Annotated in this window: 11 protein-coding genes and 2 tRNA genes; 11 read left to right on the top strand and 2 right to left on the bottom strand. The window is 63.5% G+C overall.

What is annotated here, in order from left to right; genetic code table 11:
- Positions 1-186 precede the first annotated feature (186 nt).
- Complete coding sequence (locus ACA027_RS14545; RefSeq protein WP_370678923.1) at positions 187-927, top strand: SIMPL domain-containing protein; 741 nt, start codon at positions 187-189, stop codon at positions 925-927.
- Positions 928-1,131: 204 nt separating this feature from the next.
- Here ACA027_RS14545 and ACA027_RS14540 read toward each other — a convergent pair whose 3' ends face one another.
- The gene (locus ACA027_RS14540; RefSeq protein WP_370678922.1) at positions 1,132-1,914 is read right to left on the bottom strand and encodes a 3-hydroxybutyrate dehydrogenase; all 783 of its coding nucleotides are present in this window, start codon (positions 1,912-1,914) and stop codon (positions 1,132-1,134) included.
- A 68-nt stretch (positions 1,915-1,982) separates the two neighbouring features.
- Between ACA027_RS14540 and ACA027_RS14535 the strand changes: the two genes are divergently transcribed.
- The 8 genes from ACA027_RS14535 to ACA027_RS14500 all read left to right on the top strand — a co-directional run bounded on the left by ACA027_RS14535 (position 1,983) and on the right by ACA027_RS14500 (position 11,724).
- On the top strand, positions 1,983-2,915 hold the full coding sequence (locus tag ACA027_RS14535; RefSeq protein ID WP_370678921.1) for an alpha/beta fold hydrolase: 933 nt from the start codon (positions 1,983-1,985) through the stop codon (positions 2,913-2,915).
- A 118-nt stretch (positions 2,916-3,033) separates the two neighbouring features.
- Positions 3,034-5,211: a bifunctional (p)ppGpp synthetase/guanosine-3',5'-bis(diphosphate) 3'-pyrophosphohydrolase gene (locus tag ACA027_RS14530; protein WP_370682594.1), complete on the top strand. Its 2,178-nt coding sequence runs from the start codon at positions 3,034-3,036 to the stop codon at positions 5,209-5,211.
- A 34-nt stretch (positions 5,212-5,245) separates the two neighbouring features.
- Positions 5,246-5,322 (top strand) — tRNA-Val (locus ACA027_RS14525).
- A 244-nt stretch (positions 5,323-5,566) separates the two neighbouring features.
- Positions 5,567-7,099, top strand: a complete 1,533-nt coding sequence (locus tag ACA027_RS14520) for a DUF4178 domain-containing protein (RefSeq protein WP_370678920.1) — start codon at positions 5,567-5,569, stop codon at positions 7,097-7,099.
- A gap of 28 nt (positions 7,100-7,127) precedes the next feature.
- Positions 7,128-7,346 carry a DUF350 domain-containing protein gene (locus ACA027_RS14515; protein ID WP_370678919.1) on the top strand — a complete coding sequence of 73 codons (219 nt, stop codon included), beginning with the start codon at positions 7,128-7,130 and terminating at the stop codon, positions 7,344-7,346.
- Positions 7,347-7,646: 300 nt separating this feature from the next.
- On the top strand, positions 7,647-9,200 hold the full coding sequence (locus ACA027_RS14510) for a polyamine aminopropyltransferase (protein WP_370678918.1): 1,554 nt from the start codon (positions 7,647-7,649) through the stop codon (positions 9,198-9,200).
- Entirely contained in the window at positions 9,179-10,945 is a 1,767-nt protein-coding gene (locus ACA027_RS14505; RefSeq protein WP_370678917.1) for an FAD-dependent oxidoreductase, read from the top strand. Before ACA027_RS14510 ends, ACA027_RS14505 begins: the two co-directional genes overlap by 22 nt.
- A gap of 215 nt (positions 10,946-11,160) precedes the next feature.
- A complete protein-coding gene (locus ACA027_RS14500; RefSeq protein ID WP_370678916.1) occupies positions 11,161-11,724 on the top strand; it encodes an HdeD family acid-resistance protein in 564 nt (187 codons plus the stop codon).
- 147 nt (positions 11,725-11,871) lie between these two features.
- Here the strand turns inward: ACA027_RS14500 and ACA027_RS14495 are convergent, their stop codons facing one another.
- Positions 11,872-12,789 (bottom strand): Dyp-type peroxidase, encoded by a 918-nt coding sequence (locus ACA027_RS14495; RefSeq protein ID WP_370678915.1) that lies wholly within the window; start codon positions 12,787-12,789, stop codon positions 11,872-11,874.
- Positions 12,790-12,936: 147 nt separating this feature from the next.
- On the opposite strand from ACA027_RS14495, the gene ACA027_RS14490 reads away from it, so the two are divergent.
- Positions 12,937-13,013 (top strand) — tRNA-Val (locus tag ACA027_RS14490).
- Between the two features lie 516 nt (positions 13,014-13,529).
- Positions 13,530-19,265: a YDG domain-containing protein gene (locus tag ACA027_RS14485; RefSeq protein WP_370678914.1), complete on the top strand. Its 5,736-nt coding sequence runs from the start codon at positions 13,530-13,532 to the stop codon at positions 19,263-19,265.
- The last annotated feature ends 63 nt before the right edge of the window (positions 19,266-19,328 follow it).

The raw sequence follows: 19,328 nt of genomic DNA, 5'->3' as shown, positions 1-19,328 counted from the left end.
GGAGCCCCAAAAACCGTTTTTTGGTGGCACCCTGACCAAGTGTTACAAGTGTTGCCCTGCGGAGCAAGTGTGGTTTGACGTAACGCAGGGACTCTAGCCCGACGGTGGTATGGTCGGCAGATATTGCAGCGCAGCACCTGCTGCGGCTGCTGAAAACGTCTTTTTTTCCCTTGGAGGAGAGTGGTGATGCAGCAAAAAGCAGTATGTCGTGGCCTGGGTGTGGCATTGGCCCTGGCGGTCGGCGCATGGGGCGCAAATGCCATGGCGCAGACTGTGGTGCAGGCCGCACCACAGAACGTGGTGCAGCTGTCAGCCTCCGGCTCGGTGGAAGTCACGCAGGATTTGCTGATGCTCACCCTGACTGCCACCGAAGAGGGCAGCAATGCGGCTGCCGTGCAAAAGCGCTTGCAGCAGGTGGTGGATGCGGCGCTGGCGGCGGTGCGCCCCCAGGCACAGAACGGCGCCATGGAAGTGCGCACGCAAGGATTCACCGTGGCGCCTCGCACCAACAGCAAGGACGGCAAGCTGGCAGGCTGGCAAGGTCGGGCGCAGCTGGTGCTGGAGGGTAAGGACTTTGACCGCATCACCAGCCAGGCCACCAAGGTGCAGGGTATGCAGGTGAGCCAGGTGGCGTTCGGTCTGTCCAAAGAGGGCCGAGCCAAGGTGGAGGGTGAGGCCCAGCAGCAGGCCATCAGCCAGTTCCAGGCCAAGGCGGCCAGCCTGAGCAAAGCTTTTGGTTTCCGCAACTACAGCCTGCGGGAGGTATCGGTGAACAGCAATGAAATCGGCATGCGCCCCTATATGGCACAGGGCGCCATGTTCAAGTCCGCCATGGCAGCGGACGCTGGCGAGGCAGCGCCCCTGGCTGTGGAAGCCGGCAAGACCCAGGTGGAAGTGCAGGTCTCGGGGTCGGTGCAGTTGCAGTAAGTGAATCCCCCCCTGAGTCGCCTTCGGCGCCTTCCCCCCAGGGGACGACACCGGCGCGGCGGGGCGGCCCTTGCGCGGTGTTTCGGGGATGGGGCGCGCCAGCTTTATACAGCCTGGGTACGACACACCTGTTTTGCCATCCGTTGCGCATGAAAAAAGCCCTGGGCAGAGGCCGCAGGGCTTTGATTTTTCAGGGCCGGGGGCTTACTGGGCAGCCCAGCCGCCGTCCATATTCCAGGCCACGCCGCGCACATTGTTGGCGGCGGGGGAGCAGAAGAATACGGCCAGCTCGCCCAGTTCCTCGGGGGTGGTGAACTGCATGGAGGGCTCTTTCTCGCCCAGCAGCTGTTTGGTGGCGTCGACGTTCGAGATGCCTTGCGCCTGGGCCTTGGCATCCACCTGCTTTTGCACCAGGGGCGTCAGCACCCAGCCGGGGCAAATGGCATTGCAGGTGACGCCGGAGGTGGCGTTCTCCAGTGCGGTCACCTTGGTCAGGCCCACGATGCCATGCTTGGCCGCCACATAGGCCGATTTCTGGGCCGATCCCACCAGGCCGTGGACGGAGGCCACATTGATGATGCGGCCCCAGTTGGTCTTTTGCATGGCAGGCAGCGCCAGTCGTGTGGTGTGAAAAGCGCTGCTGAGGTTGATGGCAATGATGGCATTCCACTTGTCCACGGGGAAGTCCTGCACATTGGCCACATGCTGGATGCCGGCGTTGTTCACCAGAATGTCCACCTGGCCGAACTCCTTGGCAGCGAAGGCCATCATGGCCTCAATGTCTTCGGCTTTGCTCATGTCGGCGCCATGGTGGGCCACGCGCACGCCATGGGCTTTGCCGGCTTCAAGCACTGCGGCCATGGGGCCTTCGGTATCACCAAAACCGTTGAGCACGACATGGGCGCCCTGTCGCGCCAGTGCCTGGGCAATTCCCAGGCCAATCCCGCTGGTGGAACCTGTCACCAGTGCCGTTTTTCCTTTGAGCATGCAGCATCTCCGAATCTATTACGATGGGCAAGCGTCCATTATGGGGTGCGCCTCGGAAAGTCTGTTTGATGATTGAACCTACGCTGAACTACGTAACCTGCCCCGGCGCTGCCCAGCAGGCATCCACAGGCCCCGTGCGCAGCGATCACCGTATGGCCTATTGGGAGTGGAATGCCACAGGCAATCCCACCCACCCGCATGTGGTGGTGTGTGTGCACGGCCTGACAAGGCAGGGGCGGGACTTTGATGTGCTGGCCCAGGCGCTGGCCCCCCATGCCCGTGTCATCTGCCCGGACGTTGCCGGGCGCGGCCAGAGCGAATGGCTGGCCAACCCGCTGCATTACGCCGTGCCGCAATACGCGCTGGACATGCTGGTGCTGCTACAGCATCTGCAGCAGCAGGCGCCTATATCCACCTTGGATTGGGTAGGCACCAGCATGGGCGGGCTGATCGGCATGGGCTTGGCGGGCCAGCCCCATTTGCCACTGCCTGCGCCGATTCGGCGCCTGGTGCTCAACGACGTAGGCCCTGCGCTGGAGTGGGCGGCCTTGCAGCGCATCGCCGGCTATGTGGGCGAGCCGGTGCATTTCGCCAATCTCGAGCAGGCAGCGGCATCGCTGCGCATGATTTCGGCCGGCTTCGGTCCACACACCGATGCCGAGTGGCTGGCGCTGACGGCCCCCATGCTCAAACCCTTGCCTGAAGGGGGGCTGGGTCTGCACTATGACCCGGCCATTGGTGTGGCGCTGCGTGCCATGACCCAGCAAGATGCGGCCCAGGGCGAGGCCCTGGTGTGGCAGCTGTACGACCAGATCACGGCACAGACCTTGCTCTTGCATGGGGCACAGTCCGACCTGTTGACCGCCGCCACGGCACAGGCCATGCAGCAGCGTGGGCCCCGCGCACGATGCATCACGCTTGCAAATGTGGGACATGCCCCCACCTTGGTCGCAGCCGACCAGGTTCAGGTCGTGCGGGATTTTTTATTGGGCAGTGAATGACGCAAGAACAACAACAGCTGCAAAGCCAGGTCGGACGGGGGGGGCGCTTATGAGAAGTGTGACCTCTTTGCCGCCCACCACCGTGGAGGCAGGCTCGCCAACCGGGGGCACCGTGCCGATGACGCCGGCACTGATTGCGGCCACCTCGCAGTCCATGCCGGACCAGGCCAATGCCCTGGTGCGCGCACGCGCCTTTGCCGAGCCGCTGCTGGCCGGTGAATTGCTGGGTACAGGTGAAAACGCACTGGCCCACGCCGATGCGGTGGCCGCCATTTTGTATGGCATTGGCGGCTCGGAAACCATGCAGGCCGCGGTCTATCTGGTCTATGCCAGCCTGCACCTGAACAAGCCGCAGGAAGTGCTGACCAAGGCCTTTGGCGCCAACTTCGCCACATTGGCCGTGGAAACCACCAAGCTGATGCATGTGCAGCAGCAGGCGCGCGATGCCGCCAGCAGCGGCCAGCGCGTGGATGACCTCGCCACCCAGGCAGAAACCGTGCGCAAGATGCTGCTGGGCTTCTCGCGCGATGTGCGTGTGGTGCTGCTGCGCCTGGCTTCGCGCCTGCAGACGCTGCGCTACTACGCGGCCACCAAGCGCGTCGTGTCCCCGACGATGGCGCGCGAGGCCCTGCATGTGTTTGCGCCGCTGGCCAATCGCCTGGGCATCTGGCAGCTCAAGTGGGAGCTGGAAGACCTGTCCTTCCGCTTTCTGGAGCCCGAGACCTATCGCCAGATTGCCAAGAACCTGGACGAAAAACGGGCCGAGCGCGAGATCTATATGGAACAGCTGCGTGCGCGGCTGGAATCCGAGCTGCGTGCCTACAGCATCAGCGCCACGGTGCAGGGCCGGCCCAAGCATATCTACAGCATCGTCAAGAAGATGCGCGGCAAGTCGCTGGACTTTGACCAGGTGTTCGACATCCGCGCGCTGCGCGTGGTGGTGCCCAATGTCAAGGACTGCTACACCACCTTGTCCTGGGTGCATGAGCATTTCCAGCCCATCGAATCGGAGTTCGACGACTACATCGCCAAGCCCAAGCCCAACGGCTACCAGTCGCTGCACACCGTGGTGCGCGATGCCCAGGGCCGGGCCATCGAAATCCAGATTCGCACCCAGGCCATGCATGACCACGCCGAGCATGGCGTGGCCGCGCACTGGGCCTACAAAGAGGCCGGCACCAAGGGCTATGCCGGCGTGTCCGCCACCAGCGAGTACGACGCCAAGATCGCCGTGCTGCGCCAGTTGCTGGCCTGGGGTCAGGATCTGTCCGAAGGGCCTGCCCACCGCAACCTGTTTGACGACCGCATCTATGTGCTCACGCCCGATGCGGCGGTGATCGAGCTGCCCCAGGGCGCCACGCCGGTGGACTTTGCCTATTCCGTGCACACCAGCCTGGGCCACCGCTGCCGGGGCGCACGCGTGGACGGCGCCATGGTGCCGCTGAACACCCCGCTGCAAAGCGGCCAGACCGTGGAGATCACCACCGTCAAGGAGGGGCGCCCCTCGCGTGATTGGCTCAACTCCGATCTGGGCTACCTCACCAGCAACCGGGCCAAGGCCAAGGTGCGTGCCTGGTTCAACGCCCAGGCCACGCATGAAACCGTGACCCGTGGCCGCGAAGCCGTGGAAAAACTGCTGCAGCGCGAGGGCAAGACCGCCACCAAGCTCGACGAGCTGGCTGCGCAGCTGGGCTTCAAGTCGGCCGACGGCATGTTTGAGGTGGTGGGCAAGGACGAATACTCGCTGCGCAACATCGAGATCGTGCTGCGTCCGCCCCCTGAGCCCGTTGCGGCCGAGGAAGACATACAGCAGGTGGTGCGCAAGCCGCGCAGCGAATCGCAAAAAGGTGGCGTGCTGGTGGTCGGCGTGGATTCGCTGATGACCCAGCTGGCCAAATGCTGCAAGCCCGCACCGCCGGACGATATCCGTGGCTTTGTCACGCGGGGCAAGGGCGTCAGCGTGCACCGCTCCGATTGCAGCAACTTCCGTGAGATGGCCGCGCGCTATGAGGAGCGGGTCATCGACGTGGCCTGGGGCCAACCCAAGGCTGCGGTCAACTCGGCGGTCTATCCGGTGGACGTGGCCGTGGAAGCCGCTGACCGCCAGGGCCTGCTGCGCGACATCTCGGAAGTGTTCGCCCGTGAAAAGACCAATGTGATCGGTGTGCAGACCCAGTCCGTCAAGGGCACGGCCTGGATGACGTTCACCGTGGAAGTCTCCGACTCCGTGCGGCTGAACAAGGTGCTGGGCATTGTTTCTGGCGTGCCTGGTGTGCGCTCGGCCAGAAGGCGTTGAAAACCGTGCTAGAATCGCTTTCTCGAACAAACACAGGCGCGTAGCTCAGCTGGTTAGAGCACCACCTTGACATGGTGGGGGTCGTTGGTTCGAGTCCAATCGCGCCTACCAAAATCAAAAAGCCTTTCGCTTTCCAAAGCGAGAGGCTTTTTTGTTTTTTGGTCCCCGCTCCTGCCCATTGCGTAATGGATGCCAGGGCAGGCTCGAATAGAGCGGGAAGGGTGGATAGGTGCGGCTCCTGAATCCGTAGCAGGCTGCGCCTATACTGCGGCTGCTTTCATGCTCTGGCAGTCTGCACGCCGTAGGGAGTGTGCACAGGCTGCTCCTTTTTTATCGATTTCAGACCTTGGTACCCATGGCTTCCAGTCCATCGCAGCGTGATTACAGCGCGCCCTGTCCTGGCTGCGGCGCGCCCGTGCATTTCGCCAACGCGCAAGCGGCATTTGCTGTCTGCGCGTTTTGCCGCAGCACCGTGGCGCGGCGCGGTGAGGTGTTGGAGCGCGTGGGCAGCATGGCCGAAGTCTTTGAGGACTACAGCCCGCTGCAGATCGGCGCCACCGGGCAGGCGCCCGACCGCCGGGGGGTATCCATCCCTTTCACCGTGGTGGGGCGGCTGCAGCTGCGCAGCGATGCCGGCGCGTGGAATGAATGGGTGCTGGATTTCAGCGACGGCCAACTGGGCTGGCTGAGCGAGGACAACGGCAGCTGGGTGCTGTCGCGCCCCTGGCAGCCTCCGGGCTTTCAGCCCAAGGGCTTTGTGGCCCGCGACTGGAAGCTGGGGCGCGCGGTGATGGCGGGGGGCGATGAGTTCACCGTCAGCAGCGTGCAAAACGCCCAGGTGGCTGCGGCCCAGGGCCAGCTGACCGAGCTGCCCCCCATAGGGCGCAGCTTCAAGCTGGTGGAGTTGCGCGACCCCCAGGAACGGGTGTGGTCCGTGGACTTTGGCAGCAAGCCGCCCGGCAGCAGCCTGGGCATGCCCGTGCAGCTGGATGCGCTGCAGATGCAGGGCCTGCGCGAAGGCCCGGCGCTGCAGCGTGAGCAGGGCCAGCATTTCAATTGCCCGCATTGCGCGGCCGCATTGGAGCTGCGCTTTGGCGGCAGCAAAACCCTGAGCTGCCCCAGCTGCGGCAGCCTGGTCGATCTGTCGGCCGGCCTGGGCCAGGCGCTGCAATATGCCGAGCAGCGCCGCCGCATCAAGCCCCAGATTCCCCTGGGCAGCGAAGGCCAGCTCGACGGGCTGGTCTGGCAGGTCGTGGGCTTTCAAAGGCGCACCGGCCATGAGCAGGACGAGGACGGCAACGAAAGCTTCAGCTGGGACGAATACCTGCTCTACCAGCGCAAGGCAGGTTTTGCCTTCTTGGTCGACAGCGAAGATGGCTGGAGCATGGCGCGCGTGGTCAGCGGTGTGCCCAAGCTGTCCAAGACCGGGGGGACGGCCACCTATTTGCGCAAGCAATATGTGCGCGAATCGACCTACCAGGCCAGCACAGACTACGCGGAAGGCGAGTTTTACTGGCCGGTGCGCCAGGGGCAGACCACCGACAACGTGGACTATGTGAACCATGGCAAGCGGTCTTCGCTGGCCCAGGAGACCGAGCAGGGCGAAACCACCTGGACGCATGGCCAGCAGGTCTCGGCAGAGACCCTGGCCCAGGCCTTTGGTGTGGGCAAGCTCAAGGACCGCTCACAGGCCGGCCCCTTGTCGGGCAGCAAGTTCAGCCTGGGCACCATCTTGTTCTGGCTGTTTTTGCTGCTGTTCCTGCTGCCGTTTCTGCGGGCCTGTATTTCCAGCCCGAGCTGCGATCCGCGCACCGATCCCAATTGCACTTACAGCCGCTCCAGCAGCGGCTCCTATGGCGGCTACACCTCGGGTGGCAGCCACAAATGATTTTTCCGGCAGACAAGGAGAACTTGCCATGAACTTCAACTGGTTCAATCCCCAGGCTTTTTTCGGCTCCATCCTCTACGCGCTGGTGGGCGTGGTGGTGTTCTGGCTGTGCTTCATCATCATCGACAAGATCACGCCCGTGGACATGTGGGCCGAGATCGTGGAAAAGCACAACAAGGCTCTGGCCATGGTGGTGGCCGCCATGTGCCTGGGCATCAGCATCATCGTGGCTGCGGCGATTCACTGAGACGCCTGAATTTGACACCCCCTGAGCCGCTTCGCGTCTTCCCCCTCTCTCTCGCTGTGCGAGGGAGGGGGACGGCACCGGCGCTGCGGGGCGACCCTTGTGCGGTGCCCTGGCTTGGGCTGCGCCGGTTTTGTGCGGCGCGGGTCTACTTGGAGGGGCGGTGGCGTGCCTGTCATTCCTGTGGGGATGGCATGCTGCGGGCCCTTCGGGCTTTACTCCCTCGCCCCTTCGGGGAGAGGGGAGGGGTGAGGGGTTGCCAGCACGAGGCGGTTCTGGTGCGGAGCGAGATGGAAAGAGTCCATGGATGATGTGGTGAATGTGAAAGCAGTGGCGCAGCGCGCAGGGCCCCGGTCTATGGATGTGGCGCTGCTGGCCAGCGTGTTCGTGATTGCGGCCTGCGGCTTGCTGTATGAGCTGGCGGCGGGGGCGCTGGCGTCCTATCTGCTGGGGGACTCGGTGCTGCAGTTCTCCACCATCATCGGCACCTATCTGTTTGCCATGGGCATTGGCTCCTGGCTGTCGCGCTATTTTGAAGACCAGCTGCCGGCGCATTTTCTGCGTGTCGAGCTGCTGGTGGCCTTGATTGGCGGTGCCTTGCCTGCGGTGCTGTTTCTGGCCAATGCCTATGTGCCCGGGGCTTTTCGCTTTTTGCTCTACGGCATGGTGCTGCTGGTGGGTGCGCTGGTGGGGTTGGAGATTCCGCTGGTGATGCGCATCCTCAAGCGCAATGCCTCGCTCAAGGATTTGGTGTCGCAGGTGCTCACCTTCGACTACCTGGGCGCGCTGGCTGTGTCGCTGGCGTTTCCGCTGGTGCTGGTGCCGCAGCTGGGTCTGGTGCGCACCGGCCTGCTGTTCGGCTTTATGAACGCGGCCGTGGCCGTGTGGGCGCTGTGGCTGTTTCGCCATGAGCTGCGCAACTTCCGCGCCCATGCCTGGAGCTGTGCGGCCGTGCTGGCAACGCTGGGCACGGGCATCTGGGGGGCGGAGCATTTGACGCGCATTGCCGATGACCATTTCTACCAGGACCGCATCGTGCTCAGCAGCAGCAGCGCCTACCAGCGCATCGTGGTCACCCAGGGGCGCCAGGGCGCGCGCCTGTACCTCAATGGCAATCTGCAGTTTGCGCAAAGTGACGAGTACCGCTACCACGAAGCCCTTGTACACCCTGCCATGGCTGCACATGGCGCTCCAAAGAAAGTAGCAGTGCTGGGCGGTGGCGATGGCATGGCCGTGCGCGAAGTACTCAAATACCCCGGTGTGCAAGCCGTCACCCTGGTGGAGCTGGACCCGGCCATGACCGCGCTGTTCACCCACAACCCCTTGATGAGCGCCCTCAATGGCAGGGTGTTGAATGACCCGCGTGTGTCCATCGTCAACACCGATGCTTTCCAGTGGCTGCAGCAGACGTCTGAGGTGTTCGACGTCGTCATCGTGGACTTCCCCGATCCCACCAACTTTGCCATTGGCAAGCTGTTCACCAACAGTTTTTATGCGCTGCTGAACCAGCGCCTGGCCGCCAGCGGCTATGCCGTGGTGCAGACCACCTCGCCACTGATTGCACGCCAGAGCTTCTGGACCGTGGTGCAGACGATTGAGTCGGTGGGCTTTGCCACCACGCCCTACCACGTGCATGTGCCCAGCTTTGGTGAATGGGGCTTTGTGCTGGCCAGCCGCCGGCCCTGGCGCATGCCGCAAGCGCTGCCGGAGGGCCTGCGTTTTCTGACCCTGCCCACGCTGGCGCAGATGGTGAATTTCCCGCTGGATATGGACCGTGTGCCGGCCGAGGTGAATCGTTTGTCCAACCAGGTGCTGGTGCATACCTACGAGCAGGAATGGGGCAAGGTGGCGCATTGAATCAGGTAGCACGCGGCGGACCGGTGCTGCAGCGCCGCCAATGGCTGCAGGCCATGGGGGCGGGCACCTTGGCTCTGGCTGGCTGCACGCCGCCCGCGCCGCAGCTGCAAGATTTGGCGGGCGGCTACAGCGGCACGGCCCTGGAGCGCGGCCACAGCCTGCGGCCGTTCTGGCAGCGCCTGGTCCAGGGGCTGGAACTGCCCACACCCGCCGTGGTGCACCGCGTGCCGGTGGTGATTGCCGGCGGTGGTCTGGCAGGCCTGGCGGCCGCGCGGGTGCTGGACCAGCAGGGTGTGGCTGCCGTGTTGCTGGACACCCAGGAGCGCATGGGCGGCAACAGCCAGGGCGGCAGCGTGGCAGGCGTGGCTTGTCCACTGGGCGCGCATTACCTGCCCCTGCCCAGCGACGATGCGCCCGAGGTGCAGGACTGGCTGCAGGAGCTGGGTCTGCGCCAGCGCGTGGCCGGGCGCTGGCAGTATGACGAGCGCCATCTTTGCCACAGCCCGCAGGAGCGCCACTACCGCAATGGCCAATGGAGCGAAGGCCTGCTGCCCGTGGAGGGCGTGGCCCCGCGCACGCTGCAGCAATACCAGCAATGGGAGCGGCTGGTGCAGGCCGCATCGGCTGCGGCGCGCTTTTCTCTGCCGGCGGCGCGTTGCTGGCAAGGCGGTGCGCTGGCGCCATCGCACGCGGCTCTGGATGGCCAGTGCTTTGACCTGTGGCTGGCGGTCCAGGGTATCGATGACCCCCAACTGCTGTGGTATTTGGATTACTGCTGCCGCGATGATTTTGGCGCCGGCATTGCCCGCGTCTCGGCCTGGGCCGGCGTGCACTACTTCGCCAGCCGGCGCGGCTTTCATACGCCGCGTCGTGGCGGTGAAGCGCCTGCAAACGAGGAGGGCGGTGACCAGGTGCTGACCTGGGCCCAGGGCAATGGCTGGCTGGTGCAGCAGCTGGTGCAGCGCCTCAGCCATGTGCAGCAGCGCAGCGACTGCAGCGTGCTGGCCATCACCGCACAGCGCGACGGTGTGCAGGTGGACGGCTATGACCATGTCCGGCAGCAGCATGTGCGCTGGCAGGCCGCGCGCTGCGTGGTGGCCCTGCCCAGCTGGGTGGCTGCGCGCGTGGTGCGCAATGCCCCGGGCTTTGTGCAGAGCCTGGCGCAGCGCCTTTCCTGGGCGCCCTGGCTGGTGGCCAATCTGCACCTGGACCGGCCTTTGGCCGATTACCCCGGGGCCGAGCCGGCCTGGGACAATGTGCTCTACCAAGACCCGAATGCCGGTGGCCTGGGCTATGTGGATGCCGGCCACCAGCGCCTGGACCGGCTGCGCCGCCAGCCCACGGTGCTGAGCTACTACCAGGCCCTGGGCGACTGGCCCGACGGGCGCCAGCAACTGCTGCAGCAACCCTGGACCTTTTGGCGCGATCGCATCGTGGCCAGCCTGGGTGCCCCGCACGCCGATCTGCTGGCACGCGCCACGCGCATGGAGATCACCCGCTACGGCCATGCCATGGCCATCCCCCGGCCTGGTGATCAACAGTTTTTGAGCCAAATCGCCCTGCAAAGCAGTGGTGGAGCACGTAAGCAGCTATGGAATGGTGAGCGCGTGCCGCTTTTGCCGCTGCCGCAGGCCGAGCGCCTGGTGTTTGCCCACAGCGACTGGGCCGGCTACTCGGTGCTGGAAGAGGCCTTTGTGCGCGGCCACCATGCCGGCCTGTGGGCATTGCAGGGATCGCCCGCATAAAGCGGGGTGATCGCTGGGTCCGGCTGGAGGCGCGCGCTTTGCGGCCTCGCGGCTTTTGCCCAGACTGGGCGAGGAGGGCTCATGCTGCTTGATGTACATCAAGGGTGGCTTTTTGTGCGGAGGGTTTGGGCGCTCAGCCTACAAACGCCTGCCTACGTCGACGGCAATGTCTATGCATTCGGGCATTGTTCGCCCCCCATTTCAAGGAACCCTTTATGGCACGCAACCCCCTGTCCATTCTTCTTCATCGCACCTGGTGGGTGCTGCTGCTGCGTGGCCTGGTGGCCATTGCATTTGGCGTGCTGACCTTTGCCCAGCCCGGGGTTTCTCTGGTGGCGCTGATGCTGACCTTTGGTGTTTTCACCTTTGTTGACGGCATTTTGGGCATGTACGCGGCCATCCGTGGCCGGGGCCTGGGCGGCCATTGGTGGGTGCTGATGCTTTGGGGTCTGGTGGGTGTGATCGTTGGCGTGCTGACCGTGGTGGCGCCAGCCGTGACCGCCCTGGTGATGACGATTTACATCGCAGCCTGGGCCCTGGTCACCGGCGTGATGCAAATCATTGCGGCGCTGCGCCTGCGCAAGGAGATCCGGGGCGAGTGGCTGCTGGTGTTGGGCGGCGCCATGTCTGTGCTGTTCGGCGGTTTTGTGCTGGCCCAGCCCGGAGCCGGCATGATGGCCATGCTGTGGGTGCTGGCCCTGTACGCCGTGCTACTGGGCCTGGTCATGGTCTTGCTGGCCTTCAAGGTCAGAAAGGGCGTGCGCCTGCTCGAAGCCTGAGTGTGGGGCAGAGCTGGGGGTGTGCCGCCGTTGTGAGCGGCTCGCCCCCGTGCTCCTCTTTCTGCCGCGCCTTGTCGCGGCAGAGTGGTTTCTGGCCCTGGTGCTCCTGTCTGACGCGATGCGCTACGCGTTCAGAGGTCTTGGGTTTCACACCCCCAGCAAGCGCAAATCCAGCTGGCCTTGCTGCATCGGTGGGCACCAGTAGTAGCTGCCCGTCAGGGGCTGCGAGAACTGGAACAGGGCATCGGCAATGCCGTCGTCCAGACCCAGCATGCGGCGCCATTGGGCCTCGAAGGCGTCCAGCGAATGGCCAAAGGCCGCAAACATCAGGCCCATGCGGTCCTTGCCATCGCTGGGGTGGCTCCACCAGGGCATGGAGCGGCGCACCAAAAAGGCCTCGGGTTCAAAGCTTTCCTGCGCGGTGCGTTTGACATGGGCGGACTCCGGCGCATCGTCCAGCTCTTCGTTGTCGCTGAGGCGCCGGCCCATCGCATGGTCGCGTGCATGGGGCTGCATTGCATGGAAGGCGGGTATGTTGTGCTCCCATTGCTGTAGCGCCAGAAAGCTGGAGCCATGCAGGCCCATGGTGCTGCAATGGAAACAGGCTGCGGCTTCGGCCTGTGCATCCACCGGGTTTTCGGTGCCGTCTTCGTAGCCCGTCAGATCGCGGCCATAGCCATTGGGACCATGGCCGTGGCGGAAGGCGTCAACCACGCGCTCCAGTGCAAAGGCGGGGGCAAGCAGCTCCACCAGGCGGCGGGTGGCCAGTAGCAGCTCGCCGCGCTCTTCACCCCGCAGCCACAGGCACAGGGCCGAGTCGGTGTGTGCGGAATGCGCAGGAGCCACACCTTGCAGTGCCGGAAAGGCGCGCAGGCCGGGCACCTCGCTGGAAACCGCCTGCACCAGTGCAGGGCCTATGGCCACGACTGTGTGCAGGCCGTCGGCGTGCACACGCAATTGGCCCAGCGCGGAATGAAGGGCAGAGGCATTGCCCTGCACGGAGAAAAATACATAGCGGCCCACAGTGGGCAGCGGAGCCAAGATACCGGGTTGAGTGAATTGCATAGGTCTCACAAGAAAGGCTGCAGACATTGTGGCGGCGCCAGCTGCAGGATGCTGCGTTGGTGCCCTAAGCCGCAGCGCGGCAGACAAAAAATGCACGGCGAGCGCAAAAGCTTCAAATAGGCCTGCTACAATTGCAGCTTCAACGACAGGCGCGTAGCTCAGCTGGTTAGAGCACCACCTTGACATGGTGGGGGTCGTTGGTTCGAGTCCAATCGCGCCTACCAAATCCAGGCAAGCACCACCAGAGCTTGCCGCACACAATGCCCGCTTTATAGCGGGCATTGTCGTTTCTGCCGTACAAAAAATACCCCGGCAGCACGGCAAACCCAGGCGTACCAAGCCAAGCTGTGCCGCACGCAAGCGCATCTGGAACGGTATTGGCAGAGGCGTACAGCACCTTGTGCGGGGCCCGATGGCATCTGCATCTGTGTCTGCATCCACGCAGATTGCTTTTTGCGCTTGTTGCGCTCCCGCTCTCTCAGGCGCTCTCTTTCCACGCAGGACGGTGTCAACGTGGCCAGGCCTTCAAACCCGGGGTGCTTGAAGCGGTCGCTTGGGGGTTTCTGCGTTTTCAAAAAAAGCGGTGGCAGTGCTTGGCAGCACATGCCTATGTACTGCGCAGAAGACGACAGCTTATGTGAGGAGGGGACTACAAAAGTACGAGAAATAAGCGAAGTTGATTCAGATAGTCGATTGTTACGATTTTTTCCAACTGATTCAATTCAAGGCGGAAGGCTCGTATGAACCACATCTATCGCACCATCTGGAGTCATGCGCAGCAATGCGTGGTGGTGGTTCCCGAGACGGCTTCTGTGTCGGGTTCCGCATCGGGTGGATCACGGTCCGAATCAGGTCCTGCGGCGCCCATGCGGTGGATCGCCAGACTCAGCGTGCTGGTGTCCGCCCTGGTCGGCGCAGGCGTGGTCATGGCCCAGGCTCTGCCCACGGGCGGGCAGGTGGTTGCAGGCAAGGGTCAGATCAGCCAAAGCGGCACGCAGCTCACCGTCAACCAGGGCAGTGATCGCCTGGTTGCCAACTGGCAAAGCTTCAACATCGGCGCAGGCCACAGCGTGCAGTTCAACCAGCCCTCGGCCAGTGCTGTGGCGCTGAACCGGGTGCTGGGTGCGGATGTGAGCTCCGTCCAGGGTGCCCTGCGTGCCAATGGCCAGGTGTTCCTACTCAACCCCAATGGCGTGGTGTTCAGCCCCACGGCCCAGGTGAATGTGGGCGGCCTGCTGGCCAGCACGCTCAAGCTCAGCGATGCGGACTTTATGGCGGGGCGCTACCAGCTCAGCGGCAGCAGCACCCAGGCCATCATCAACCAGGGCAAGATTGAAGCGACCCAGGGCGGCCATGTGGCCCTGGTGGCGGCCCGCATCGTCAACGACGGCCAGATCAAGGCCCCGGGCGGGAATGTGCTGCTCGGCGCTGGCCAGGCCGTGACGCTGGACTTTGGTGGCCCGGTGCAGATGCAAATCAGCCAGGGTGCGCTGAATGCACAGATCGCCAACGGCGGCGCCATTGTGGTGGAGGGCGGCCATGTGCTGCTCAGCGCCAAGGCGGCCGCCAATCTGGGCAATGCGGTGGTGAACCAGACTGGGTTGATCGAGGCCAGCAGCTTGCAGGCCCAGGGCGGCAGCATCAGGCTGAGTGCCGAAGGCGGAGCCATTGTGCAGACCGGCCAGCTCAAGGTCGATGGCCAGAGTGGGGGGCACATCGAAGCCAGCGGCCGGGCCATGGTCGATGCGGGCCAGTGGAGTGCCACGGGTAGCCACGGCAAGGGCGGAAGCATCCATCTACAGAGCAGCCAGAGCCTGGAGCAGACCGCAGCGGCCCAGCTCAATGCCAGCGGCACGCAAGGCGGTGGCAGCGTGCGCATCGATGGCGGTGCCAGCGCCTATCTCTCGGGCAGCAGCCGTGCCGACAGCAGCCACAGCGGTGTGGGCGGTGATGTCTCGGTTACGGCCCAGAAGCTGACGCTGGCCGGCGCCCAGCTCAGCGCCAATGGCGCCCAAGGCGGTGGCCGCGTGCGTGTGGGTGGTGGCTGGCAAGGGGGCGATGCCGACATCCGCAATGCCGCCAGCACCACGGTGACGGCCGGCAGCCAGCTCAGCGCCAATGCCACGGGCCAAGGGGATGGCGGCATGGTGGTGGTGTGGTCCGAACAAGGCACGGGCGTGGCCGCCAAGATCGATGCCAAGGGCGGTGCCCAAGGCGGCCATGGTGGCAAGGTGGAGGCCTCGAGCAAAGGGGCGCTGGCGTTTGCGGCCCAGGTGGATGTGACGGCGGCCAAGGGCCGGGCGGGGCAGGTGCTGCTGGACCCCAAGAACATCACCATCAGCAATGGAGCCAATAGCCCCAGCTACACGGTCACGCCGCTGGCTTATGCGAATCCTCAGCCGGACGATATGCACGGCGCGAGCGGAGCTGTGGAGGTGAGCAATGGCTATGTCGCCGTGGCCTCACCTTATGACAACACCGTTGCCACGAATGCCGGCGCTGTGCGTCTGTACAAGCTGGATGGCACGCTGGTCTCCACGCTGACGGGCAGCCAAGCCGGCGACAAGGTCGGGCTGCGCAATGACGGGGACCCTGACCCCAGCATCATCCCTGTGGGCAATGGCAACTATGTGGTGGTCAGCTCCTACTGGGCCAATGGCTCAGCCACAAAGGCGGGAGCGGTGACCTGGGCCAGTGGTACGGCCGGGGTCAGCGGCATGGTCAGCAGCAGCAACAGCCTGGTGGGGAGCGGACAAGATGCGCTGCTAGGAGGTGATCTAGACGAAGTTACCGTGCTGCGTAACGGAAATTATCTGGTTCGCAGCTTCTACTGGGGGAATTTCGCAGGTGCTGTCACTTGGGGCAGTGGTGCTGCAGGAGTGACCGGAGAGGTCAACAGCAGCAATAGTTTGGTCGGCGGTCAGGCGGGTGACAAGGTGGGGTGGGATGGCATTACAGAACTAAGCAATGGCAACTATGTGGTAACCAGCGGAAATTGGGCCAATGGCGCAGAGAAAAAGGCCGGAGCCGTGACCTGGGGGAGTGGTGCCGCAGGTGTGTTTGGCGTGGTCAGCAGCAGCAACAGCTTGGTGGGTAGCACGGCCGGAGATCAGATAGGGATTTTGGGGAACTTGAAGAACCCGAATAGCGTTGTGGCCCTGAGCAACGGCAATTACGTGGTAGCCAGTCCATACTGGGACAAGGGCTCGCTCCAACAGGCAGGGGCGGTGACCTGGGGTGACGGCTTGAATGGCACCGTGGGTGAGATCAGCAGCAGCTTGGTGGGGAGCCAGGCCTACGATGAAATTGGTGCTGGTGGTGTCACAGCACTCACGAATGGCCACTATGTGGCGAGCAGCTGGAGCTGGGCCGATGGGAGCGTCTCACAGGTCGGTGCAGCGACCTGGGGAAATGGTTTTGGCGGCACTGTCGGTGAGGTCAACAGCAGCAACAGTCTGATCGGTAGCAACAAGTGGGACCGGGTGGGCCTCTACATTACGGCGCTCAGCAATGGCAGCTACGTAGTCATTGCACCGGATTGGACGAATGCGGGACAAGCAGCAGCAGGTGCGGTGACTTGGGGGAGTGGTACTCAAGGCGTGTCCGGCGTCGTCAGCGGCAGCAATAGCCTGGTGGGAACCCAAGCCAAGGATCGTGTAGGTTTTGGAGGGGTTACGGCTCTCACCAATGGCAACTATGTGGTGCAAAGCAGTCTTTGGGCCAATGGCGCAACCGCCACGGCCGGTGCCGCAACCTGGGGCAGTGGCACCGCAGGAGTTAAAGGGGCGGTTAGCAGCAACAACAGCTTGGTGGGTAGCCAAGTCGGTGACTATGTGGGCACCCAAATCTGGACGCTGAGCAATGGTAACTACGTGGTGAGTAGTTCCAAATGGGCCAATGGCACTGCAACCGAAGCGGGGGCGGTTACCTGGGGTGATGGGCTGAAAGGTATTGCGGGTGTAGTCAGCAGCGGCAACAGCTTGGTGGGGAGTCAAAAGCGCGACTTGGTGGGGAGCTCCTACTACGCACTCACGGAGTTGAGCAATGGCAACTACGTGGTGGCCAGTTCTAGTTGGGCCAATGGCTCGGCAAAAAATGCAGGCGCGGTGACCTGGGCCGATGGAACCAAGGGGATGACTGGTGAAGTCAGCAGTAGCAACAGCCTGGTGGGAAGCCAAGAGGGTGACCAGGTGGGGTGGGATGTGACGGCCCTTACCAATAATGGCAACTATGTGGTGGCCAGCTACAGCTGGGCCAATGGCTCGGTCAAAGAGGCAGGAGCGGTGACCTGGGCTAATGGGCTTACGGGGATTAAGGGGGAGATCAACAGCCGCAACAGTCTGGTCGGCAGCCAAGAGGGTGACAGGGTGGGGAAGGGATGGGGGACGCAGGTCACAGCGCTCACCAATGGCAACTATGTGGTGGTCAGCTCCAATTGGGCCAATGGCACAGCAAAAAAAGCGGGAGCGGTGACCTGGGGCGATGGCGCAGCCGGTATCACCGGCGTGGTCAGCAGCAACAACAGTCTGGTGGGTAGCCAGGTGGGTGACGAGGTTGGCCTTGATGGCGTTGCAGCCCTTTCGAATGGCGATTATGTGGTACTCAGCTCGGCGTGGGCGAATGGCACGGAAGCAGAAGCAGGGGCTGTGACTTTGGGCAATGGCACAGCAGGCACCATGGGGGTGGTCGGCAGTCGCAATAGCTTGGTCGGTGTGCGTACTGAGGACCATATGGGGGCGACGGATTTGTGGGAGTGGGACCCGACCGATGGTGTTCACGAGCTCAGCAATGGCGCTGTTCTGGTGGCTTCGCCCCACTACAACGCCCAACGTGGTCGCGTCGATATTTTGAGTCGGGGACAACCCAGTCCTTTGGTCTATGCACTGGACCCCGGATCGGACTACACCCTCAACGTCAGCACGCTGGCCAATCTGCTGGCCACGGGCGCGCAAGTCACCTTGCAGGCCAACACCGATATCAGCCTGCTCGATGCCTTGAAGGTGAGCAGCGCCAAGGGCGGCGATCTGACGCTGCAGGCCGGCCGCTCCATCTTGCTCAAGGCCGATATGCACACCGGCGATGGCAACCTCACCCTGGTGGCCAACGACACAGCCGCCAGCGGCGTGGTGGATGCGCACCGAGACAAGGGGCCTGGGAACATCATTCAGGAGCGCGGCACCACCATTGATGCAGGCACAGGCACTGTGAAGCTGCAGGTGCGGGACGGCAAAGGCATCGCCAATGCAGAGGCCGGCATCATTCTGTTGTCCAAGATGCTGGCGGGGGATTTGCAAATCGATAGCCATAGGCTGAGCGCCACCTTGTGGGCGAAGGACAAGGTTTACGACGGTCTAGTAGGTGCCGATGCATGGGCCGATTTACAGGGGCTGGATTTCCACAACGACAGCAATCTGCGCAGAGCGCCTGATGTTTTCCAGTTTGCCGACAAGAACGTGGGAAAAAACAAGGTCGTGACTACAACGCCTTTGCGGATCACCGGCTTTAACGGGACACAAAACAGCACGCTGTACCGCGACGGCCAGGCGTTGGCGCCCGCAGGGGCCGCAGACATTACGCCACGCGTTCTCACCGTCACGGCCACGGCCAGCGACAAGGTCTATGACGGCAACACCTTGGCCACTGCCACGCTGGTGGGCAACTACCTCGCTGGCGATGATGTGAGCGTTGGCCACAGCGGTGGCAATTTTGACAACAAGAACGCCGGAGCAGGCAAGACCGTCACCGTGGGCGGCATCACCCTGGCCGGTGCCGATGCCGGCAACTACAGCTTCAACACCACAGCCACCACCCGGGCCAACATCACGCAGCGGGCGCTGAATGTGGCGGCCACGGCGGCCAGCAAGGTCTATGACGGCAGCACCTTGGCCCAGCTGAGTTTTACCGATGACCGCATTGCCGGCGATGTGCTGACCCTGGCCGGCAACGGCAGCTTTGACGACAAGAACGCCGGCATGGGCAAGACCGTCACAGTGGGTGGCATCACCCTGGCCGGTGCCGATGCAGGCAACTACAGCTTCAACACCACGGCCACCACCCAGGCCGACGTCGCGCAGCGGGCGCTGAATGTGGTGGCCACGGCCAGCGGCAAGGCTTATGACGGCAACACCAGCGTCCACATCAGCCTGTCAGATGACCACATTGCGGGCGATGTGCTAAGTGTGGGTGGGGTTGGCAGCTTCGATACGGAAAGCGTGGGGTGGGGCAAAACGGTGACCATTCGCGGCATCACCCTGGCGGGGGCCGATGCGGGCAACTACAGCTTTGCGCCCTCGTTGACGGCGCTGGCGGACATCACCCAACAAGCCGTGACGCCTGTGATCCCCGAGCCCATCTGGCTGGCACGCAATGCCATTGAGCACGAGGACAGAGACTTCCCCGAGCCACCGCAGTCCAAGCTGGATCTGACGGTGCAAGGCGCCAAGCCTCCCTCCCAACAACTGCAACAACTGAACTGAGGTTGTACGCATGCCTTCTGAAAAAAATCGCTCACGCTGGGAGATCTTTGTGCCACCTCATGC

Origin of the sequence: Comamonas sp. GB3 AK4-5, assembly GCF_041320665.1 — a bacterium.
Taxonomy (GTDB): domain Bacteria; phylum Pseudomonadota; class Gammaproteobacteria; order Burkholderiales; family Burkholderiaceae_C; genus Comamonas.
This window is presented reverse-complemented; position numbering and strand designations above follow the sequence as displayed.

Coding starts and splice junctions, on each gene's coding strand:
- ACA027_RS14540 (WP_370678922.1), bottom strand. CDS start 1,914: ATGCTCAAAGGAAAAACGGCACTGGTGACAGGTTCCACCAGCGGGATT.
- ACA027_RS14500 (WP_370678916.1), top strand. CDS start 11,161: ATGGCACGCAACCCCCTGTCCATTCTTCTTCATCGCACCTGGTGGGTG.
- ACA027_RS14510 (WP_370678918.1), top strand. CDS start 7,647: ATGGATGATGTGGTGAATGTGAAAGCAGTGGCGCAGCGCGCAGGGCCC.
- ACA027_RS14535 (WP_370678921.1), top strand. CDS start 1,983: ATGATTGAACCTACGCTGAACTACGTAACCTGCCCCGGCGCTGCCCAG.
- ACA027_RS14505 (WP_370678917.1), top strand. CDS start 9,179: ATGGGGCAAGGTGGCGCATTGAATCAGGTAGCACGCGGCGGACCGGTG.
- ACA027_RS14515 (WP_370678919.1), top strand. CDS start 7,128: ATGAACTTCAACTGGTTCAATCCCCAGGCTTTTTTCGGCTCCATCCTC.
- ACA027_RS14530 (WP_370682594.1), top strand. CDS start 3,034: ATGACGCCGGCACTGATTGCGGCCACCTCGCAGTCCATGCCGGACCAG.
- ACA027_RS14545 (WP_370678923.1), top strand. CDS start 187: ATGCAGCAAAAAGCAGTATGTCGTGGCCTGGGTGTGGCATTGGCCCTG.
- ACA027_RS14520 (WP_370678920.1), top strand. CDS start 5,567: ATGGCTTCCAGTCCATCGCAGCGTGATTACAGCGCGCCCTGTCCTGGC.
- ACA027_RS14485 (WP_370678914.1), top strand. CDS start 13,530: ATGAACCACATCTATCGCACCATCTGGAGTCATGCGCAGCAATGCGTG.
- ACA027_RS14495 (WP_370678915.1), bottom strand. CDS start 12,789: ATGCAATTCACTCAACCCGGTATCTTGGCTCCGCTGCCCACTGTGGGC.